This is a genomic window from Streptomyces sp. NPDC002817, from assembly GCF_053592055.1.
Window position 1 is genome coordinate 1 of the sequence record NZ_JBSFUY010000065.1, and the last position, 19,027, is coordinate 19,027.

Sequence of the window (19,027 nt, forward strand, 5' to 3'; positions counted from 1 at the left end):
CACTCCGCCATCCGCTCACCGAACACCGGCAACGCATCCCACAACTCAACCCCCATCCCCACCCACTGCGCCCCCTGCCCCGGAAACACCAACACCGGAGACCCCGACACATCCGCCACACCAGTGGCCCCCGCGGCGGATGGGCTCGGCAGGGCCGCGAGCAGCTGCGTCCTGTCGGAAGCAACGACCACGGTGCGATGCGTGAGCCGGGCACGGGTGGACGCCAAGGACCAGGCCACGTCGGTGAGTCGGGCAGCTTCATCGTTCCCGAGGAAGTCACGAAGCCGGGCGGCTTGGGCTTCGAGAGCGGTCATCGAGCCGCCGGAGAGCACGAACGGCAGCGGCCTGTCCTCGGGCCGGCGCCCTTCGGCGTCCTGGGCCGGAGCTTCGGGCGCCTCCTCCAGGATCACGTGGGCGTTGGTGCCGCCGTACCCGAAAGAGGAGACTGCGGCCCTGCGTGGGCGGCCGTCGACGGGGGTCCAGGGATGGGGTTCGGTCAGCAGGCGCACCTGTCCCCGGTCCCAGTTCACGTGGGTGGTCGGTGCGTCGATGTGCAGGGTGCGGGGCAGTATCCCGTTCCTCAGCGCCATCACGGTCTTGATGACGCCCGCGACGCCGGCCGCCGCCTGGGTGTGTCCGATGTTGGACTTGACCGATCCCAGCCACAGGGGAGCGCGCTCACCACGCTCCCGGCCGTAGGTGGCCAGCAGTGCCTCGGCCTCGATGGGATCGCCGAGTGTCGTGCCGGTCCCGTGCCCCTCGACGGCATCGATCTCCGAAGGGCTGAGGCGGGCGTCCGCCAGCGCGGCGCGGATCACGGCCTCCTGGGACGGGCCGTTGGGCGCGGTGAGACCGTTGGACGCGCCGTCCTGGTTGACCGCCGAGCCCCGCACCACCGCCAGGACCCGATGCCCCTGCGCCACCGCGTCCGACAGCCGTTCCAGCACGAGAACGCCCACGCCCTCGGACATACCGGTGCCGTCGGCGCCGTCGGCGAACGCCCTGCAACGGCCGTCCCCGGACAGGCCTCGCTGATGGCTGAGGGACATGAAGACCTCGGGTTCGGCGATGACCGTGGCGCCCCCGACCAGCGCCAGCGAGCACTCCCCCGCCCTCAGGGAGGTGACGGCCAGGTGCAGTGCCACCAGCGACGACGAGCAGGCGGTGTCGACGGCGATCGACGGTCCGACCAGGCCGAGGGCGTAGGAGATCCGTCCGCACAGGGTGGAGGAGGCGTTGCCGGTGGTGAGGTAGCCGGCGACGTCGGCGGGCGGTTCCTTGAGGATGTCGTTGTACCCGTTGGGAAAGGTGCCGGCGAACACACCGGTGCGGGTTCCTTTGAGGGCCGTGGGGTCTAGACCCGACCGTTCCAGCGCCTCCCAGCAGGTCTCCAGCAGCAACCGCTGCTGGGGGTCCATGGCCAGGGCTTCCTTCGGCGAGACGCCGAAGAGTTCGGCGTCGAAGTCACCGGCGTTCGCCAGAAAGCCGCCCTGAAGGACGTACGACGTGCCGATGCGGCCGGAGTCGGTGTCGTGGAGCGCCCCGAGGTCCCAGCCGCGATCTTCCGGAAACGGGCCGATCGCGTCGCCTCCCGACGACACCAGGTCCCACAGCGCTTCCGGTGTGTCGGCTCCGCCGGGCAGGCGGCACGCCATGCCGACGATGGCCAGGGGCGTGCTCTCCTCCAGCTCCTCCACCCGGCGGCGCGCCGTCAGGAGGTCGGCGGTGGCGCGCCGTAGATAGTCCCGGAGCCTCGCCTCGTTGTCCGCCGGTGAGGTCACGCCTCCAGCTCCTTGTCCAGGAGCTCGAAGAGTTCGACGTCGCTCGCCTCGCGGACCTGGTCGTGTGTGTCGCTGTCGGGTCGGACCTCGCGCCAGGTGGTGATCAGGCCGCGAAGCCGTTCGCCTACGGCGCTGTGGGCGCGGTCGTCCGACGGATCGATCCGGGCGAGGGCCGCCTCCAGCTGCTCGATCTCCAGGAGTCCGGGGATCGGGTCGCCTTCGCCGAAGAGCTCCAGGCGCAGATGGCGGGCGAGTTCGGCCGGGGTCGGGTGGTCGAACACGACGGAGGCGGGCAGGCTGAGCCCGGTGGCGGCGCCGAGCCGGTTGCGCAGTTCGACACCGCTCAGGGAGTCCACGCCCAGTTCCCGGAAGGCCCGGTCGGGCTGGACGGCTTCCGCGAAGCCATGTCCCGAGGTGCCGTGCGCCAGCACCGCGGCTGCCTGCTTGCGGACCAGGTCGAGCAGTGCCTGGTCGCGTTCGGCGGTGCCGAGTCCGGCAAGCCGGTCGACCAGCCCGGAGCTGTCGTCGGCCGTGGTGTCGTCGCCCGTGGGGGTCTGCTCGTCGGTGGTGTTCTCCTGCAGACGCTCGGCGTCCGGCAGCAGGTCGAACAGTCGGGTCGGCCGGTCGGGGTCGATGCCGAGGGTGAAGTCCTCCCACCGGATGTCCACGATCACGGGGCGGCTCTCGTCGTGGTCGAGGGCACGTTGCAGGGAGTCGACGGCGAGCTTCGGGTCGATCTCGTACAGGCCCTGCATGCGGGCGCGTTCGCCCGCGCCGCCCGCGGCCATTCCCGCGCCGGCCCAGGTCCCCCACGCGACGGTGGTGGCGGACAGTCCCTCGGCGCGGCGGTACTCGGCGAAGGCGTCGAGGAAGGCGTTGCCGGGGGCGTAGTTGGCCAGGCCAGCGGATGCGTGGCTCGCTCCGAAGGAGGAGAACATCACGAACGCGGACAGGTCGCGGTCACGGGTGAGTTCGTGCAGGTTGAGGGTGCCCCGCACCTTGGCGCGCAGGACGTTCGCCATGCGTGTGGGGGTGAGCGAGTCGATGACGCAGTCGTCGAGGGCGGCGGCGGTGTGGACGACCGCGGTGAGCGGCTGGTCCGCGGGGATGGCCGCGAGCTGGTCGGCCAGGGCGTCCCGGTCGGCGATGTCGCAGGCGGCAACGGTGATCCGGTCCCCGAATTCGGCCGCGAGTTCCGTTGCCGCTGGGGCGTCCGGGCCGCTGCGGCTGAGCAGCAGGACGTGCGGGGCGCCGGCGTGCACCAGCCAGCGCGCGACATGGCGGCCGAGGGCTCCGGTACCACCGGTGACGAGCACGGTTCCCTCGGGCCGCCAGGTGCGCAGGGCGGGGGTGTCGCCGAGCGGATCGCGCACGAGCCTGCGGACCAGGACGTCCCAGGACCGCACCGCGACCTCGTCCTCACCGTCGATGCCCGCCAGGACGGCCGACAGCCGTTCGCGCACCGGGTCGCTCATCTCCTGGGGCAGGTCGACGAGTCCGCCCCACAACCGCGGGTGCTCGCGCGCCGCGACCCGGCCCAGGCCCCAGGTCAAGGCCTGTTGGGGGTGGCTGACCCGGTCGTTCCTGGTGGCGGAGACCGCGCCCTGGGTGAGGAACCACAGCTGCGCCGCCGTGCCGGTGGCGTCCGTGGCCCGGGCCAGGGCCCGGATGAGAGCGGCGTTGCCGGCGAGTCCGGCCTGCACCACTTCCGCGTCCGGGTGGGGGCGGTCGTCCACGGCCAGCAGTGACACCACTCCGTGGAGGCCGGGGGTGGTCTCGACGATCTCGGCGACGCGGTCGGCCAGGGTGTCGTCGACGGTGTCCTGCGGTGCGACGCCCAGGTACATCGGTTCGGCACCGTGCTCGCTGAGGGTCTTGGCGCAGGCCGTGACCAGGTCCTCGGCTCCGGCGTCGGGGGCGACGAGCAGCCAGGTCCCTGACAGGTCCCCGCCCGTACGGACGACCTCGGAGACGGACCAGACGTTCTGGTACCGCAGGACGTCGGTGGCCGCGTTGCGGCGCTGCCGACGTCGCCACTGTGTGAGGGAGGGCAGCGCGGGCGCCAGGGCTTGGCCGTCGCCCAGGTCCAGCAGCTCGGCGAGGGAGCTCAGGTCCTCGTTCTCGACCGCGGCCCAGAACTGGTCCTGGCCGGCGTCGGTGGCGTTGTCCGCGGTGTCCGCCGACTGCTCGGTGTCCGGCGACTCCAGCCAGTACCGTTCGCGCTGGAACGCATAGCCGGGCAGGGCGACACGGCGGGCTCCGCTGCCCTCGAACCACGGGTTCCAGTCCACGGGGAGGCCTGCCGCCCAGGCCCGGCCGAGGGAGCGCAGCAGCTGCGGCAGGCCTCCCTGGTCGCGCCGCAGCGTGCCGATCACCGCGGCCTCGGTTCCCGCGTCGCGCAGTGTGTCCTCGATCCCGACGGTGAGGACGGGGTGGGGACCGACTTCGACGAAGGCCCGGCACCCTAGGTCGAGCGCGGTGTGCACCGCGGTCTCGAACTGCACGGTCTTCCGGAGGTTGGCGATCCAGTAGTCGGCGTCCAGTTGCCGGGTGTCCAGGACCTTTCCGGAGACGCTGGAGATGAAGGGCACGTCGCTCCGGCGCGGTGAGACGTCGGAGAGCGCTTGGCGCATGTCGCCGACGATGAGATCGACGTGCGCGGAGTGCGAGGCGTAGTCGACGGGGATCCGGGTGGCTCGGACACCCAGTCGTTCGGACTGGGCGAGGAGGTCCTCCACGGCGGCCACGTCGCCGGCGACCACTGTGGAGGACGGGCCGTTGACGGCCGCGATCGTCAGGCGGCCGTCCCACGAGGCCAGCAGGTCTTGCGTGCGTTCGGCGGACTCGGCGAGCGAGACCATGCCGCCGAGTCCGCTCAACCAGATCAGTGCCTGGCTGCGGCGGGCCACGACCTTCGCGCCGTCCTCCAGGCTGAGCGCGCCGGCGACGACGGCCGCGGCGATCTCGCCCTGGGAGTGGCCGGCGACAGCGGCCGGGGCCACACCTGAGGCGCGCAACACGTCGGCCAGGGAGACCATGGTGGCCCACAGGACCGGCTGCAACTTGTCGACGTGCAGCAGCCAGTCGGCGTCGGGATCGCGCAGGACTTCCAGCAGGGACCAGCCGACGAACGGCCGCAGGGCCTGGTCACAGCGGCCCATGCTGTCGGCGAAGAGCGGTGACGCGTCCAGCAGTTCGACGGCCATGCCCGCCCATTGCGAGCCCTGACCGGGGAAGACGAACGCCACCCGGCAGTCGTCGGCGGCCCCGCGCGCAGGTGTCGGTGCGGTCGGCTCACCGTCGGTCAGCGCGGACAGGCCGCTCAGTGCCTCGGCGCGGTCGGAGGCGACCACCACGGCGCGATGCGAGTGCGTCGGCTGGGTCGCCGCCAGGGACCAGGCGACGTCGGCCAGGCGCAGGTCCGGATGGTCGACGAGGAACCGGCGCAGCCGATCGGCCTGGGCGCGCAGGCCCGCGTCACCGCGTCCGGAGACCGTCAGGGCCATCGCGGCCGGTTCTCGGCCGGGTTCCGGGGCGGCGGCCCGGTCTTCGGCGGTCGACTCCTCGAGGATGACGTGCACGTTGGTGCCGCTGACACCGAAGGAGGACACGCCGGCACGCCGGGGCCGCTCGTCCGGCACGGTCCACGGCTCGGACTCGGTCAGCAGCGACACCGCTCCCGCTGCCCAGTCCACCTGCGTGGACGGGCGGTCGACGTGCAGCGTCCTCGGCATGACACCGTGCCGCAGGGCCATCACCGTCTTGATGACGCCGGCGACACCGGCGGCCGGCCCGGAGTGGCCGAGGTTGGACTTGATGGAGCCCAGCCGCAGCGGCGGGCCGTCGCCCCGGTCCTGGCCGTAGGTCGCCAGGAGGGCCTGGGCCTCGATCGGGTCACCGAGTGCGGTGCCGGTGCCATGGCCTTCGACCATGTCCACGTCGCCGGTGCCGAGTCCGGCGTTGGCCAGCGCTGTGCGGATGACCTCGCGTTGACTCAGCTCGCTGGGGGCCGACAGCCCGTTGCTCGCCCCGTCCTGGTTGGCGGCCGATCCCGCGATGACCGCGAGCACCGGGTGGCCGTTGCGCCGTGCGTCGGACAGCTTCTCCACGAGCAGCATGCCAGCGCCCTCCGACCACGTGGTGCCGTCGGCGGTGTCGGCGTAGGACTTGCAGCGTCCGTCGGCGGCCAGCGCCCGCTGCCGGCTGTACTCCACGAAACCCGCCGGGGACGGCATGACGGCGACGCCTCCGGCGAGTGCCAGCGAGGACTCGCCGTTGCGGAGGGACTGGCAGGCCAGGTGGAGCGCGACGAGCGAGGACGAGCAGGCGGTGTCGACGCTGATCGCCGGGCCTTCCAGGCCGAAGGCGTAGGCGACGCGTCCGGAGGTGACGCTGGTCATGCTGCCGGTGGCGAGGTAGCCCTCCATACCGTCGGGCACCCGGTCCAGGCGGGTGAAGTAGTCGGTGGTGACCGCACCGACGAACACGCCCGTCTTGCTGCCCTTGAGCCCGGCGGGGTCGATGCCGGCGCTTTCGAAGGCGTGCCACGCGGACTCCAGGGCCAGTCGCTGCTGGGGGTCCATGGCCAGGGCCTCGCGCGGTGAGATACCGAAGAAGGAGGGGTCGAAGTCGGCGGCGCCCTCGATGAAGCCGCCCTCGCGGACGTAGCTCTTGCCGGCCCGGTCGGGGTCGGGGTCGTAGAGGTCCTGGGGCCAGCCGCGGTCCGTCGGGAAGGCCGATATGGCGTCGCGTCCGTCGTGGACCAGATCCCACAGCTCCTCGGGGGAACTCACTCCGCCGGGAAAACGACATGCCATTCCGACAATGGCGATCGGTTCTCGCCCGGCCTGGGAAACTTCGAGGAGGCGTTCCCGTGTCTGACCGAGTTCGGCCGTGACCCGCTTGAGATAGTCACGGAGTTTTTCCTCGTTCTCCATCGCCATATCAACCCCACCAGGTGAGCCTGTCGAATTGTGGTCGTGTACGGGAACCGATGTGCTCGCCGTGGTCCTTTTCGGTCGCACAGCGTATCCATCACTGTTGTTTCGCGCCTTTGGCGGTCCTCTATTTCTGCGCGCCTCCGGCGGTCACCGCGGTGGGTTCCCGGGCCAGGCCGACCGATTTCGCGGTCCGAGCGAAATCGACCACCTGGGCGGCGACCTGGGAAAGCTGTCCGAGTACTCCGGGGTCGGTGGCCCGCTCGTCGCCGTCGAGGGAGGTCGCCGCCCCGTTCACGGCGACGCCGAGCGGGGTGGGCCAGCCGCGCAGGGCGTGGACGGTGGCGCGCAGGGTGTGCAGGGTGCCGACGGCCGCCTGCCAGCCATGGGCGACGGTGATGCATCCGACCGGCATGCCGTCCAGATAGGGGCGGTCGTCTTGGCGCAGCTCCTCCAGATGGTCCAGGGCGTTCTTGACCAGCCCGGAGACGGTGCCGTGGTAGCCCGGCGAACACAGCAGCAGGGCGTCCGCGGCGCGGACCCCGGCCAACAGCCGGCGGGCCTCGGCGGACCGTGCGGCGGAGTCCGGTTCGTACATGGGCAGCACCAGGTCGCGGCCGGTGAGCAACGAAACGGTGGCGCCGCAGAGTTCGGCCATGGCCGCCGTACGGGCCAGGGCGAGTCCGGAGGACGAGTGCGGTCGGATGGAACCGCCCAGGGCCAGGACGCGGATCGGCGGCGGAGTCGGGGAGGCCTCGGGCGTCGTGGGAGTGTGGTTGTCCATGGTCGTCTCAGGCCAGGAACTCAAGGGTGCGGCGTGAAACCCGTTCTCGCTGTTCCACGTGGGGATAGTGGCCCGCGGCGGCCACGATCTCGCAGGTGGCGGAGGGCAGTCGGCGTGCGAAGTCCTCGGCGTACACGGGCGGGACCAGGCCGTCGTCGGCTCCCCATATCAGGAGGGTGTCGGCGGTGATGCGGCGCAGCCGCTTGACCAGACCCCGTTCGGGGATGGGGTAGCTGAAGTGGGCGGTGCTGGCCACGGCCCCGAAGCGGCGGAGCAGACGGGCGTGCGACTCCTCGACGTCCTCGGGGACGGCGCGAAACGCGGCCACCGCCGATTCCGTCCGGTCGTGCCAGAGTTGGCTGTCCAGGGTCTCGGGCGCGACGGTGACGAACTCGTTGACGGGGGCGTCGTCGCGCCACAGGCCCATGGCGTCGATCAGCACCAGTCGCCGGACCCGCGCCGGATAGGCCGCCGCGTACTCGGCGGCCACCATGCCACCGTAGGAATGGCCGACCAGGTCGATGATGCCGAGGCCGAGGCGGTCGAACAGCTCGTCGTAGTAGAGGACGAGGTCCCAGAGGTGGTCCAGCAGACGCAGGTCGGCGGGGTCGTCGGCGCCGGGGTTGGCGGGGGCGTACACACGGCGGTGCGCGGCCAGGTCGTCCAGGTAGCCGGACCATTCCTGGCCGAACGGACCGTGCAGGTACACCAGGGGGCTGCCGTCGCCGTGCGCCATCACGGGGTTGGGAGCGAGTCCGCCGCCGAGTTCGACGGGGGTCGTGGTCGCCTGGCTCATCGGGCCGCGCCTCCCGCCGGGCTGCCTTCCAGCGGTGCGGTGTTGCGGGTCGCGCCGCTGGGCCACCAGTGGTCCTCGTACGGGGTGTCCCGCCAGATGCGCTGGATGCGGGGCATGACCTTCTCGGCGAACAGTTTGGTGCTGTGCTTGGTCAGGTCGGTGGGCATCGACTGGATCTGCATGATGGTGATCAGGTGGCCGATCCGCAGGCCCTTGATCATGTCCGTCAGGCGGTGCGCGACCGTGTCGGGGCTGCCGGCGATGACCGCTCCCTGCTTCTCGACGATGCTGTCCCAGGTGGGCCGGGCATCGACGGGGGCCGCCCCGAACGTGGTGGCCGCGCCGGTCTTCTGGAGCATCTTCTCCACGCTCTCGCGGGACATGTAGCCCGGGACGCGGGAGAAGTGCGGCGCGATGTACATCGACTTGTTGAAGAAGTTCAGGACGTGCTTCTCGTAGAGCCGCCGGGCCTCGGCGTCGGTGTCGGCCACGCAGACGAGCTGGGCGAACCCCGCCCGGTAGGGGTTGTCGTCGAGGCCGTAGTGCTCGGCTGTGAGCCAGAAGCTCTGCATCAGTGCGCGGGCCATCTGGTAGCCGGCAAAACTCAGGTAGTTGAACGTGTAGTTGTTCTGCGCCGCGAAGTGATACGTCTCCAGGGAACCGCCGCCGGCCATCCAGATCGGGGGATGCGGCCGCTGAAGGGGCTTGGGCCATGGGTTGACGTGGCGGAGCTTGGTGTACTTGCCGTTGAAGGGGAACGGACCGGGCCTGGTCCAGGCGGCCTTGATCAGGTCGTGCGCCTCGTAGTAGCGGGGGCGCACCTCGTCCGGCGGGATCCCGAAGTTGCCGACCGTGTCCATCGACGTGCCCACCGGCCAGCCCGTGATCAGCCGCCCGCCGCTCATGCAGTCGAGCATCGCCAGTTCCTCGGCGGCCCGCAGCGGGTGGTAGGTCGGCAGCGTGGTCCCCAGCAGACAGATCGCCGCGTCCGACTTCCGGCGCGCCAGGACGGACGCGGTCATATGAGGGGAGACCGGAAACCCGTATCCGTTCTGATGGTGTTCGTTGGTGCCTATTCCATCGAATCCCAGATCGTCCGCGTACTCCAGCTCGTCGAGATTCCAGTTCAGATATCGACCAGCGGTCTCTGGGTCGCACAACTCGTCGTTCGGCGCGGTCACCCAGACGCTTTCATAGCGGTCCTGTAAATCGTCCGGAAGATCGCGGTACCCCTGCATGTGAAACCATATGACCCTCATGAGCCCCTCTTTCTTCCCGTCTCAGGATAGGGAGACGGCCCTCCGGTGCGTACCCCTATTCGCCCCTTACCAGGTCAGTCGGACAAGCCTGCTGTAGCGGCGGAGTCCGGGGTGCAGATACATCACGCCGGAGATGAGGATCGACAGCGGCGGCATCCGGAAAATGTGCCGGGAGCCGACGAGGTACCACTCCCGGTCGTACGTCAGTCCGGGCACCCACCGCTCGAAAGCGCGAGCGTCGTCGATACCCCAGGTGGGTCCGGTGCCGACGGCCTGGAACGTGGGGTGCTTCCGCATGGTCTGCACGGCGAGGGGGGTGTAGGCGTCGAACAGGAGGCAACCGTGCGGATAGCGCGCGACGACTCCCTCGACCAGGGCGCGCATCGACTGCTCGTCTAGGAACATCGTCAGCGCCTCGGCGACCACGAGAACCGACGGGCGCTCCGGCAGGTTCTCCTGCCAGTCCGGGTCGGTGACGGAGCGGGCCAGCCACTGGTGGCCGGGTAGGGGGTCGAACAGCCGCCGGCACAGATCGACCGTCTCGGGCAGGTCGACGTCGTACCAGTCACGGCCGACCGCCGCGGGCAGCCGCTCGACCCGCCGGTCCAGGCCGCACCCCAGGTGCAGGACGTCGGCTTCCGGATGACCGTCGAGGAACTCCTGGCTCCAGCGGTCCAGTTGCGCCGCGCGCGCCACGGTGGCGACCGCGTCGTCGCGCCGCAACTTCAGGCTGCGGAAGTCGTGGTCGAGACGGCGGACGGTCGTGGCGGCACCCCGGTCGCCCAGCACGGGACGCTTGGCCAAGCTGTCCAGGGCCTTGGCATAGAGCGAGACCAGTGAGGTGAGTTGCAGCGGGGGGAGGTCGGCCTTCTCCCGGGCGGTCGCGTCAGTCATCGCGGTCCTTCCTGTGCTCAGGTGCGTCGGTCGGGCGCCGGTCGGTCATGCCCGAGAAGACGCGGATCTCCGTGATGGTCCCGGCCGGGCCGACGCGGAACAGGCCGAGCGCGTCGATGACCTCTGCGGTCGTGGACACCGTGTACGGCACGGCCACCTGTTCCTCGTCATGGGAGGCCACGAGGGTGCCGGGGGTCAGCCGGGCCCCCCGGCGCACCTGTTTGCTCACGTATGTCTCCCGGGCGGTGTCCCCCTCGTGGGCCGGGTGGCCCACCGGGTCCTCGATCCGCGCGTCGTCCGCGAACAGGGCGAGCACTCCGGGCACGTCGCCGGCGTCGAGACGACGGAAGTACTCGTCGACCACCTGCTTGCGGCGCAGTTCTGCCTTCACCGGTTCGGTCTCCATGGCTCCCTCGTCAGCCTGTTCCCAGTTGTCGGTCGATCAGGTCGAACATCTCGTCGTCGCTCACCGCGTCCAGGTCGGTGGTGCCGAGTCCGCCCTCCGCGTCGTCACCGGCACGGGCCTTCCACAGCAGCGCTTCCATGCGGCGCAGGACGCGGTCGCGGACCACGGCGTCCAGCGCGTCACCGCTCAGGGCCCGCTCCAGCTGGTCCAGTTCGGCCTGGCCGGGCTCCTTGGCCTCGGCCGCCGGACCGGTGCTCCGGGCCAGCTGCTCGTCCAGGTACGCGGCCAGGTCACCCATGGTGGGATACGTGAACACCAGGGCGGGCGGCAGACTCAGTCCGGTCTCCGCGCTCAGCCGGTTGCGCAGCCGCACCCCGCTGAGCGAGTCGAACCCCAGGTCGCTGAAGGGGCGTCGCGGGTCCAGGGTGTCGGCCGCCTCATGTCCGAGGACGCTGGCCACCTGGTCCCGCACAAGCTCCAGGAACAAGCCGCGCCGGGCATCGGCGGACAACCCGTCCAGCCGCTGCGCCCACTGCGGGGCACCCTGCGCGGAGGCGGCGCCGACGCGACGGCGTGTGGCGCCGCCGAAGAGGCCGCGCAGTACCGACGGAAGTGGCTCGTCCGCGGCCCTGGCCCGGATGGCCGTGGCGTCGAACCGTACCGGGATCAACAGCGCCTCGTCCTGTGCGAGGGCAGTGTCGAAGGCCTCCAGCGCGGCATCGACCGGCCAGGGCAGCAGCCCGGACCGTTCACGGGTCACTGGGTCGGTGGCGGTGCCGATCCCGTCCGTTTCGGCTTCGTCCGGCGACCAGGGTCCCCAGGCGAGCGCGCAGGTTGACAACCCTTGTGCCAGCCGGTGTGCGGCCAGCCCGTCCAGGTAGGCATTGGCCGCCGCGTAGTTGGCCTGCCCGGCGGGTCCGAGCTGGGCCGCGAGGGAGGAGAACAGCACCAGGGGCGCCGAGTCCGGCTCGTCCAGGAGCCGGTGCAGATGGAGGGCGCCGAGCACCTTGGGGGCGAGCACCAGATCCAGGCGGTCGGGTGTGAGGGACGCGAGGGTGGCGTCACCGAGCGTTCCGGCGAGGTGCAGCACGGCGCCGAGCGGACGGTCGGCGGGGACGGCGGCGAGCACGGCGGCGAGCTGTTCCCGCTCCGTCACATCGCAGGCGACCACGGCTGCCTCCGCGCCTAGCTCCGCCAGTTCGGCCCGGAGGGCGGCGGCGCCCGGGGCCCGCGGCCCGCGGCGGCTCAGCAGAGTCAGCCGGCGCGCTCCGTAGCGCGTGACCATGTGGCGGGCGAGGACTCTGCCCAGCGCACCGGTGCCGCCGGTGATGACGACGGTCCCGGCCACGACGCGATCGGCCAGGCGCCGTGCCCGGCCGGGCGCGGTGGACGTGCCGGGCAGTCGCGTCAGGCGCGGCACCAGGACTCTGCCCAGGCGCAGCGCCACCTGGTTCTCGTCGGCTTCCACGGCGGCCGCCACCGCCGCCTTCAGCGCGCTCCGCGACTCATCCGTACCGTCCACGTCGACGAGCAGCAGTCGTCCGGGGTACTCGGCCTGCGCGGACCTGACCAGCCCCCAGATCGGTGCCGCGGCCAGGGTGGGCGCCTCGCCCGGTGCGGCGGCCACCGCGCGCTCGGTGACCAGCACCATCCGCGATCCGTCGAAGCGCCGGTCCGCCAGTCGGCGTTGCAGGGTGGTGAGAACGGCGGCCGTGGTGCGCCGCACGACGGCGGCCGGTTCGTCCCCGTCCGCCGTCCTGACCGGCAACACGACCAGGCCGGGGACGGTTTCGGGGTCCGTGACCGTGTCGCCGAGCTCGCCCCAGTCCCCCTCCGCCACGGTCCCCGTCGCGGTGGGCAGCTGACGCCATTCGACACGGTGCAGCACGTTGCCTGCCGTGTCGGCCGGCCGGGCCGCCGTGACCGGCTTCCACTCCACGGCCTCGACGGCGGCCACAGGCGCGCCTGTCGCATCGGCGAGCAGCAGGGACATGGTCTGCGGGCCGCCGTGCACGGCCTGTACCCGAAGGTCGGTCGCGCCGTCGGCGAACAAGGTCACCCCGCGCCAGACGTGCGGCTCCCACGTCTGGCCGTCGGCCTCCTCCAGCAGGCTGCGGCTCTCCGCCAGGGCGGCGTCGAGGAGCAGTGGATGCAGCCCGTAGCCGTCGGCCCGCGTTCGTTGTTCGTCGTCGAGAGCGGCCTCAGAGTACACGATCGCCCCCTCCCGCCACGCGGCGGGCGGCCACGTTTGGAGGCCGGCGGGGCTCGCCCCGGGGACCGGGCCGAGCCGTCCCGTGGCCCGCCGTGTCCAGGTGTCGCCCAGGGCGTCGGGGCCGGAGTGCACGGTCAGCGGCCGTCGGCCCTGGTCGTCCGGTGCCCCTACCCAGACCTGGCACGTGACCGCGGTGTCGGTGGACGTCGGCGCCGCGTCGACCGTCAGCTTGTCCAGCCGTGGGCAGCCCGTCTCCTGACCCGCGCGCAGGGCCAGTTCGACGAGGCTCGTACCCGTCAGCAGGCTTTCGTCCGGCAGCCGGGAGACGAACAGGTGCTGCTCGCCGTGCGCCACCCGCGTGCCGGCTGCCAGAAGAGGGTGGTCGGCTTCGGCGAGTCCGGCGGCCGCGACGTCCACGGCCCCACGGTCGTGGTCCGGCAGCCAGTAGCGCCTGCGCTGGAAGGCGTAGGTGGGCAGGTCGACGACGGTGGCCTCCGTGCCCGCGAACAGGGCGCTCCAGTCGATCGGCACACCGCGCACGTAGGCCTCGGCTAGGGCGGTGATGAGGCGCGGCAGACCGCCGTCGGACCGATGCAGCGTACTGATCACGGCGGCCTCGACGCCCCCGTCCGCCGCGGTCTCCTCGACGCCGGGGGCGAGCACCGGATGCGGCGAGCACTCGATGAACACCCGGTGTCCCTGCCCCAGTACGGCACCCACGGCGTCGTGGAAGCGGACGCGGCCCCGCAGGTTGTCCACCCAGTACTGGGGGTTCAGGCCGGTCGGGTCGTGAGTCCCCCCGGTGACGCAGGAGAAGAAGGGAACTGGGCCCGGGCGCGGCGCAATCCCGTCCAGGGCCCGCAGGATGTCCTCGCCGATGCCGTCGACCTGCGCTGAGTGGGAGGCGTAGTCGACCGGGATCCTCCGGGTTTCCGGTACCCGGGCGACCAGATCGTCGATCTCCTGCGTGCCGCCGGAGACGACTGTCGCGGAAGGGCCGTTGACGGCCGCGATCGACAGGTCGGTGTCCGCGATCAGTTCCTTGACGTGCTCCGCGGCGAACGGCAGCGAGGCCATGCCGCCCCCGCCCGACAGCGCCAGCAGCTCCCTGCTGCGCAGTGCGACCACCCGTGCGCCGTCCTCCAGCGTCAGCGCGCCGGCCGTGACTGCTGCGGCGATCTCGCCCTGGGAGTGGCCAAGGACGGCGGCAGGCACTGCTCCGAAGGAACGCCACAGTCCGGCCAGCGAGACCATCACGGCCCACAGGACCGGCTGCACCACGTCGACCCGTTCCAGGCCGTGTCCGTCCGGATCGGTCAGGACATCGACGAGTGACCAGGTGACGTACGGTGCCAGTGCCTCGTCGCACTGCCTCATCCGCTCGGCGAAGAGCGGGGAGTGAGCCATCAGCTCGGTGGCCATGCCGACCCATTGCGAGCCTTGGCCGGGAAACACCATCACCACACCGCCGACGGACCGGGCGACACCGGTGACGACGTTGCCAGCGGGCCTGCCCTCGGCCAGGGCGGCGAGTCCGTCGAGCGCCGTGACGCGGTCGCCGGCGATCACGACACCCCGGTGGGCACGTGCCGACCGGGTCGAGGCCGTCGAGAGCGCGCAGTCCGCGAGCGACAGTTCGGGGTGGGCTGTCAGGTGATCGCGCAGCCGCGCGGCCTGAGCGCGCAGAGCGTCGGGGCCGGCGCCGGACAGCACGATCGGCACGAGTGCGGGGGCAGGGCTCCCGGAGGGCTCCGTCGACGCCGTGGCCCGTACCGAGGCCGCCGGAACGTTCTCGGGCCACGATGTGTCCTCGGTTCGCGGCGCTTCCTCGAGGATCACGTGGGCGTTCGTGCCGCTGATCCCGAAGGCTGACACCCCCGCCCGCCGTATCCGGTCGCCGCGTGTCCAGCGCCGGGCCTCGCTCAGCAGCTCCACGCCGCCGACGGACCAGTCGACGCGCGGCGAGGGCTCCTGGGCGTGCAGTGTCCTCGGCAGCAGTTCGCGGCGGAGCGCCATGACCGTCTTGATCACACCGGCCACGCCCGCCGCGGACCCGGTGTGCCCGATGTTCGACTTGACGGAACCGAGCCACAGCGGTTGGTCGGGGCCACGCCCCCGGCCGTAGGCGGCCAGCAGGGCCTGAGCCTCGATCGGGTCGCCCAGGGTGGTGCCGGTGCCGTGTGCCTCGACGGCGTCAACGTCCGCCGGGGCGAGCCGTGCGGACGCCAGAGCCTGCTCGATGACCCGCTCCTGGGCAGGGCCGTTGGGGGCGGTCAGCCCGTTGGAAGCTCCGTCCTGGTTGACGGCGCTCCCCCGCACGACGGCCAGCACCGGGCGTCCGCTGCGACGGGCGTCGGACAGCCGCTCCAACAGCAGTACGCCGACGCCCTCGGAGGGGCCGAAGCCGTCCGCACCCGCCCCGAACGCCTTGCACCGGCCGTCGGCGGCGAGTACGCGCTGCCGACTGAACTCGACGAACCCGGTGATGCCGCACATGAGGGTGACCCCGGCCGCGAGTGCCATCGAGCACTCGCCGTTGCGCAGGGCCTGGCAGGCCAGGTGCAGGGCGACCAGCGACGACGAGCACGCCGTGTCGAGTGAGACGGCCGGCCCCTCCAGGCCGAAGAAGTAGGCGATGCGGCCGGACATGATGCTGGCCATCCCGCCGGTACCCATGTGGCCTTCCATCCCGTCGGGAAGCCGGCGCACGTCGGTGGCGTAGTCGCCGTTGTTGAAGCCGACGAACGTGCCGACCGACTCGCCGCGCAGCGACAGGGGCGGGATCCTCGCCCTTTCGATGGCCTCCCAGGACGTCTCCAGCAGCAGCCGCTGCTGCGGATCCATGGCCAGAGCCTCGCGCGGTGAGATCCCGAACGCCTCGGCGTCGAACTCGGCCGCCTCGTGCAGGAACCCGGCCTGTCGTACGTACGTCCGGCCGGGCTGGTCCGGGTTCGGGTCGTAGGTACCCGCCACGTCCCAGCCACGGTTGTCGGGGAAGTCGGATATGGCGTCGCCACCTGCCGCCACCAGCTCCCACAGTTCCTCCGGAGAGCGTGCCCCACCGGGGAAGCGGCAGGCCATCCCTGTGATCGCGACGGGTTCCGTGGCCTTTTCCTCGACCTGTCGCAACCGTTGCTGTGACTGGCGCAGCTCGGTCGTCGCGCGTCGAAGGTACGTCAGCAGCTTCTCTTCGTCGTGCGTCATCGGCCCGTCTCCCCTCACGCCCCGAGCTCGCGATCGATCATGTCGAACAGGTCTTCCGCCGACGCCTCGCCGAGATCGACGTCGCCGGACGCGGTGGCCGCCGCCCCATCCCCACCAAGCCGCCACAGCAGCGACTGCAACCGGCGAACCGTCTGGGACGGCACTTGCGCACCCAACGGCAAGGCGGCGACGGCCTCTTCCAGCCGGTCCAGTTCACCGAGGACCGTCCGGTCCGGCCCGCCCTCCCCCGGCGACGGCGGCAGTGCGCCACGCAGCCGCTCCACGACGGCCGACGGGGTCGGGTGGTCGAAGACCAGCGACGCCGGCAGGCGCAGCCCGGTGGCGGTCTGGAGCCGGTTGCGCAGCTCGACAGCCGTCAGCGATTCGAATCCGAGGTCCTTGAAGGGCCGTCCGGGTTCGATCTCGTCCGGGGAGGCGTGCCCGAGCACAGCAGCCGCCTCGGCTGCCACCAGCGCGGAGAGCGCGGTGTCCCGTTCGGCGGAGGAGGCGCGGGCCAACCGCTCGGCGAGCGCCGATGCCCCTTCGCTCTCGGGCTCCTCGGCCTCCGACAACCGGCGGATCTCCGGGAGTTCGCCGATCAACGGGCTGGGGCGGCCGGAGGTGAAGCCTATGCCGAACCGCTCCCAGTCCATGGCGGCGACGGCCACGAAGGCCTCGTCGTGCTCGACTGCCGCGGCCATCGCCGTGATCGCCAGGTCGGGGTCCATCTCCAACACCCCACGGCGGCTGAGGTATTCGGCATACCCGTCATCGGCCAGCATGCCGCCCGCCCCCCAGTTGCCCCAGGCCACGGAGGTGCAGGTCAGCCCGCGGGCCCGGCGCTGCTCGGCGAACGCGTCCAGGTAGGCGTTGGCGGCCGCGTACGCGCCGTGTCGGCCGCTGCCCCAGACCCCGGAGTTGGAGGAAAACAGCACGAAGGCGTCTAGCGGGCGGTCGCCCAGCGCCGCATCCAGTGCCTCGACACCGGCCGCCTTGCCAGCCATGATTCCGGCGAACTCCGGGAGGCCGGTCTCCTCGACCGTCGTGGACTGGCCGATGCCCGCCGCGTGGACAACGGCGGTCAACGGCTGCTCGGCCGGTACGGCAGCCAGCATGGCCTCTACCGCCTTCCTGTCGGTGACATCGCACTCGGCAGCCGTGACCAGCACGCCCAGCTCCGCCAGCTCCGCCGTCAACTCCCCCACTCCGGGAGCCCGTCCACCGCGGCGTCCGGCGAGCAGCACGTGTCCGGCGCCGTGGTGCGCGAACCAGCGGGCCAGCCGCATCCCGATCGCGCCCGCTCCGCCGGTGATCAGAACGGTGCCGCCCGGTCGCCATGCCCGTACGGGGGGCCGTTCCCCGAGCGGAGCGGGCGCCAGCCTCCGGCCGAACACCCCGGCGGGCCGGATCGCCACCTGATCCTCGCCGTCACCACCCGCCAACACGGCGCACAGCTTCTCCAACGCGTCACTGTCGGCATCGTCTGCCAGGTCCACGAGCCCGCCCCATGCCCGGGGCCGCTCCAGTGCGACAACGCGCCCGAACCCCCACAGCGCGGCCTGGTCAGGCCGTGCGGGCGAGTCGGCGTCCCCCGTTGACACGGCACCCCGGGTCACGCACCACACGGGTGCCGCCGCGCCGAGATCGCCGAGCGCCTGGACGAATGCAACCGTCGCCGCCAGCCCCGTCCTCAACCAGGCCCGTCCCGCCCAGGGCAGGTCATCCGCCGCGAGCAGCGAGAGTACGCCCGTCGCACTCTCGACGTCCGCATCGTGCAGCCGCCCGGCCAGCGCTTCACGGTCCACGTCGGCCGACGACACGACGAGCCGCCGGACTTCGGCACCACATGCCGTGAGTGCCCGCTCCACGTCGTCGCCGACGTCAGCCCGGGGCACTGCCAGAAGCCAGGTGCCGGACAGGACGGGCCCGGCTCCCCGGCCGACTTCCAGGGGGCACCACTGGACGCGGTAGCGCCAGCTGTCCACGGTGGCCAGCTCGCGTCGCTGCCGCCGCCAGGTCGACAGCATCGGCAGGACATCCGTCATCCCGTTCACCGACGGCACCCCCAGCAGGTCGGCCAGCCCCTGCATGTCCAGGCGCTCCACCGCCTCCCAGAACCGGCTCTCGTCCTTGTCCGAGGTGTCGCGACTCTGCGCCGCGACCGGTTCGAGCCAGTAGCGGCGGTGTTGGAAGGCGTACGTGGGCAGCTCGGCCCGGCGTGCGCCGCTGCCCGTGAACGCCGGTGGCCAGTCGACCGGGACCCCCCTCACATGGACTTCGGCGAGCGAGGTCAGCAGACGCGCCGTACCGCCTTCGTCGCGGCGCAGGGTCCCGGCGGCCAGGGCATCGACGCCCACGGCTTCGGCCGTCTCCATCACGCCAATCGAGAGGATGGGGTGCGGGCTGGCCTCGACGAACACCTGATGACCGGCGGCGAGCGCGGTGGCTACGGCGTCGCGGAAACGCACCGTCCGACGCAGGTTGCTCACCCAGTACTCCGGATCCAGCCCGGCCGTGTCCAACACCTCCCCAGTGACACTGGAGATGAACGGGATCTCACCAGTACGAGGCGTGATGCCGTCCAGAGCCTCACGGATCTCGCCGCCGATCCGGTCCACATGCGACGAATGCGACGCGTAATCCACCGGGATCCGCCGCGCCTCGGGCACCCGGGCCAGCAACTCCTCCAACGCCGCCACATCACCCGACACCACCGTCGACAACGGCCCGTTGACCGCCGCCACCGACAACCCC

General features: G+C 71.6%; 8 protein-coding genes and 1 pseudogene. All 9 read right to left on the reverse strand.

All coding sequences use genetic code 11. The features are described 5' to 3' along the window. A pseudogene (locus tag ACWD3I_RS47830) lies at window positions 1-1,781 on the reverse strand (type I polyketide synthase); the annotation flags it as partial. Continuing rightward, the gene (locus ACWD3I_RS47835; protein ID WP_451084430.1) at window positions 1,778-6,724 is read right to left on the reverse strand and encodes a type I polyketide synthase; all 4,947 of its coding nucleotides are present in this window, start codon (window positions 6,722-6,724) and stop codon (window positions 1,778-1,780) included. The pseudogene ACWD3I_RS47830 and the gene ACWD3I_RS47835, both read right to left, overlap by 4 nt. Window positions 6,725-6,845: 121 nt before the next feature. Continuing rightward, window positions 6,846-7,526, reverse strand: a complete 681-nt coding sequence (locus tag ACWD3I_RS47840) for an NADPH-dependent FMN reductase (RefSeq protein WP_451084431.1) — start codon at window positions 7,524-7,526, stop codon at window positions 6,846-6,848. Next, window positions 7,510-8,298 (reverse strand): alpha/beta fold hydrolase, encoded by a 789-nt coding sequence (locus ACWD3I_RS47845; protein WP_365412209.1) that lies wholly within the window; start codon window positions 8,296-8,298, stop codon window positions 7,510-7,512. The genes ACWD3I_RS47840 and ACWD3I_RS47845 overlap by 17 nt, the downstream gene beginning before the upstream one ends. Further along, window positions 8,295-9,479 (reverse strand): LLM class flavin-dependent oxidoreductase, encoded by a 1,185-nt coding sequence (locus ACWD3I_RS47850; RefSeq protein WP_365412206.1) that lies wholly within the window; start codon window positions 9,477-9,479, stop codon window positions 8,295-8,297. The genes ACWD3I_RS47845 and ACWD3I_RS47850 overlap by 4 nt, the downstream gene beginning before the upstream one ends. 144 nt (window positions 9,480-9,623) lie before the next feature. Further along, window positions 9,624-10,451, reverse strand: a complete 828-nt coding sequence (locus ACWD3I_RS47855; protein WP_365412203.1) for a class I SAM-dependent methyltransferase — start codon at window positions 10,449-10,451, stop codon at window positions 9,624-9,626. Then, entirely contained in the window at window positions 10,444-10,857 is a 414-nt protein-coding gene (locus tag ACWD3I_RS47860; RefSeq protein ID WP_365412200.1) for a nuclear transport factor 2 family protein, read from the reverse strand. The genes ACWD3I_RS47855 and ACWD3I_RS47860 overlap by 8 nt, the downstream gene beginning before the upstream one ends. 10 nt (window positions 10,858-10,867) lie before the next feature. Then, complete coding sequence (locus tag ACWD3I_RS47865) at window positions 10,868-16,273, reverse strand: SDR family NAD(P)-dependent oxidoreductase (protein WP_365412197.1); 5,406 nt, start codon at window positions 16,271-16,273, stop codon at window positions 10,868-10,870. Window positions 16,274-16,287: 14 nt separating this feature from the next. Beyond that, on the reverse strand, window positions 16,288-19,027 hold a 2,740-nt coding region (locus ACWD3I_RS47870; RefSeq protein ID WP_451084432.1), incomplete at its 5' end, for an SDR family NAD(P)-dependent oxidoreductase.

Coding starts and splice junctions, on each gene's coding strand:
- ACWD3I_RS47835 (WP_451084430.1), bottom strand. CDS start 6,724: ATGGCGATGGAGAACGAGGAAAAACTCCGTGACTATCTCAAGCGGGTC.
- ACWD3I_RS47845 (WP_365412209.1), bottom strand. CDS start 8,298: ATGAGCCAGGCGACCACGACCCCCGTCGAACTCGGCGGCGGACTCGCT.
- ACWD3I_RS47855 (WP_365412203.1), bottom strand. CDS start 10,451: ATGACTGACGCGACCGCCCGGGAGAAGGCCGACCTCCCCCCGCTGCAA.
- ACWD3I_RS47860 (WP_365412200.1), bottom strand. CDS start 10,857: ATGGAGACCGAACCGGTGAAGGCAGAACTGCGCCGCAAGCAGGTGGTC.
- ACWD3I_RS47865 (WP_365412197.1), bottom strand. CDS start 16,273: ATGACGCACGACGAAGAGAAGCTGCTGACGTACCTTCGACGCGCGACG.